General features: G+C 59.3%; 3 protein-coding genes and 1 pseudogene. 3 read left to right on the top strand and 1 reads right to left on the bottom strand.

Annotated features, from left to right (window positions below; genetic code table 11):
• The first annotated feature begins 820 nt into the window (after positions 1-820).
• Positions 821-1,360 carry an acylphosphatase gene (locus PLN84_RS12965; protein ID WP_292382461.1) on the top strand — a complete coding sequence of 180 codons (540 nt, stop codon included), beginning with the start codon at positions 821-823 and terminating at the stop codon, positions 1,358-1,360.
• Between the two features lie 209 nt (positions 1,361-1,569).
• Here PLN84_RS12965 and PLN84_RS12960 read toward each other — a convergent pair whose 3' ends face one another.
• Complete coding sequence (locus PLN84_RS12960; protein ID WP_292382460.1) at positions 1,570-1,797, bottom strand: type II toxin-antitoxin system HicB family antitoxin; 228 nt, start codon at positions 1,795-1,797, stop codon at positions 1,570-1,572.
• A gap of 210 nt (positions 1,798-2,007) precedes the next feature.
• Here PLN84_RS12960 and PLN84_RS12955 point away from each other — a divergent pair, with 210 nt between their 5' ends.
• Both PLN84_RS12955 and PLN84_RS12950 read left to right on the top strand, forming a co-directional pair.
• Positions 2,008-2,298, top strand: a complete 291-nt coding sequence (locus PLN84_RS12955) for a nucleotidyltransferase family protein (protein WP_292382459.1) — start codon at positions 2,008-2,010, stop codon at positions 2,296-2,298.
• A 108-nt stretch (positions 2,299-2,406) separates the two neighbouring features.
• Positions 2,407-2,728 (top strand): annotated as a pseudogene (locus PLN84_RS12950) (thymidine phosphorylase); the annotation flags it as partial.

The following is a 2,728-nucleotide window of genomic DNA, read 5'->3' as shown; positions in this document are numbered from 1 at the left end:
ACCACGCAGCCCACGGGCACCGTGACCACGACCCCGACCGGCACTGAGACCACCCCGACCACCACCACGACCACCCAGGCTACCCCGACCACCACCCCCGGATTCGGAGCACTCCTTGCTCTCGCCGGTCTTGGTGCGGTTGCCTTCCTGGTCCTTCGTCGGGACTAAACCCTAACCAACCCTAATTTTTTGTTTTGTTCTGCTTTTGTTGAGCAGTTTTTCGGGTACGGGACGGTGCCACGGACCCGGGGATCTCTGGGTTCGCTGGCGGTCGGACTACCGGGAAGGGGCGATGTGGCGGAGCCTGAGGTATCGCTGAGATTGCCACCCGGGTAGTGCCCTATGAAACAACACCCCGGAATCTGCGATCCCCTCCGTGTGTTCCCGCTTGCCTGCCAGTCCGGGGAGGAGGCCGGGCGGGGTGCCCTGAGGAGTGCCGTGCCGCGTGCGGGGAGGGGGAGACCCCCTCCCCGGTCCCCACCCCCCGCGTGGCGATAGCCACCACGGTCCACAGCATGAGGAGATGCTTGCCGAGCGAGGGGCGAACGCAGGGTTAGGCCAGGTCCCGCACCAGTCTCGGCAGGGAAGAACGGCAGCCTGAATTGGGTGTCACCAGTGCCTGATACGGGAAACTCGGATCCACCGAGAACGAGTATCAGATATATCCCAGGGCACTACCAACGCCGGGGCATGGGAACCGTTCGGCTCGATCATTCGCCCCTGCCTGGAACAGGACCGGAGAAAAGATGGGCCCAAACACCATCCGCCGGGCGATAAGCAAGAAGAACCTATTTATTCCCACCCCTCATATTGAAATTTGATGAAGCGATTCTTCGCCGTTGCAGCAGGGCGGGTTCAGAGGGTCGGATTCCGGGATCACGTCTACAAAGAGACATTCAACAAGGATATCTCCGGGTACGTAAAGAACCTCGATACCGGTGAGGTCGAGATCGTCGCTGAGGGGAGTGAAGAGGACCTCCGCGCCCTCATCGAGAGGATCAATATCATCCGCTATCCGATTGCGGTCAAATCATTCAGCATCAAATGGCAGGAAGCAACCGGGGAATTCACGACTTTTGAGATCATCCGCGGAGACCTCCAGGAGGAACTGTTTGAGAGGGTTGATTTCGCCGGCACGATCATGTACCAGACGCTGGAGAATTCTGAACTGAGTTTGAAGAAGCAGGATCAGATGCTGGATAAACAAGACCAGATGCTTCAAATCGGGATTGAGACAAAAGATGAGGTTGCAGGGCTCCGAAGGGATACCCGGAAGTGCCTTGATGACGAGTTTACAGAGATCAAGAAGGAACTTGCCGCCATCAAGGGTGCCCTTTCCAGAGCCGGCATCCAGGTCTGACCGCACGCCCCGGAGTCCCTGTAGCGGTTGGTGGACGAGCGGATCCAGACGGCGATGAGAGGAGCGTAATCTTTTGGTCTACAGGGCAACCCGCAGGGGACCTCCATCAGTACACCCCCTGCCGTCCTGGAGGATCTTGTCGGGAACTACCGCTGTGTATCTTTGCCGGAGAAAATGACCGCACCCGGTGAGCCGTTGTCCCCACCCGCTCACGCCACGCCTTCGAAGACTCGGACCCTGCCGATGATCAGGTCTTCCTCCGGGGGAACCGCCCGCCCCTCCTGCCGCAACGCTTCCACATGCCCTTCGATCGCCTCCTTGATATTCTCCAGCGTCTCCTCAATCGTCTCCCCCTGGGAGTAGCACCCGGGAAGCATAGGGACTTCAGCCCAGAATCCCCCCTCTTCGGCCTTCCGGATCACAACGGTAAACTCCATGTTTCCCCGCATTTTAGAGTAACTCGAGAAACCCATCCTCTGTCGACGGCTTTCTTCGCATCATGACCTTTGATCGCCCGGAGTCTGCCTACACCAGGCCCTCACTCAGGGGTAGTCCCAACACAAGGATATGCGTTTCGTTCTGGGGATCAGCGCGTTCCCATCTCCGGGCGAACCCTTATATCCCTTGCTTCATAAGATCGATGCAGGATGAGTCTGCATGCGGAACTGCTCGAAAGAAGGGATGAGATCCTCGAGATCGCAGCCAGACACGGTGCCCGTACAGTCCGAGTCTTCGGATCGGTTGTCCGGGGTGAGGAGACCACGGGAAGCGACATTGACCTCCTTGTCGAGTTCGAGCCCGGGAGAAGCCTCCTTGACCACATTGCCCTTGCCCAGGACCTGCAAGACCTGCTCGGCCGTGATGTCGACGTGATGACTGAGAAGGGACTGCATTGGTTTATCAGGGATCGCGTCTGCCAGGAGGCCGTGCCACTGTGAGCGACGACCGGCTCTATCACTCCGGGTTCTTCCACCCCCATCGCTCCCCCGATCAGCCGCTCTTAAGTAGTACAAAACCTCAGTTTCAGGTAGGATAGGATTACGCGTATGAAACTGACCGTAAAATTGCTCGACATAGCAAACAAGGGAGTCCTCCTCCACAGCACCGACGCACGGAACATGCGTATCCGCGACGGCGACCGCGTCCAGATCGCCGACGAAACGACCGGCAAGAGCGCCCAGGCCCACGTCGACACCACCGGCTCGCTCATCGAGCCCGGTGTCATCGGCATCTACCGGCCGCTGAACGCCACGCTTGCCGTCGACGAGGGGACTTCCGTCGAGGTCCGGGGCGCCGAGCGGCCGGCATCCCTTTCGCACATCAAGAAGAAGATGGACGGCGGCCGGTTCGGCAAGGACGAGACCCTGG

This window comes from Methanoculleus sp. (assembly GCF_035363275.1).
Lineage (GTDB): Archaea > Halobacteriota > Methanomicrobia > Methanomicrobiales > Methanoculleaceae > Methanoculleus.
This window is presented reverse-complemented; position numbering and strand designations above follow the sequence as displayed.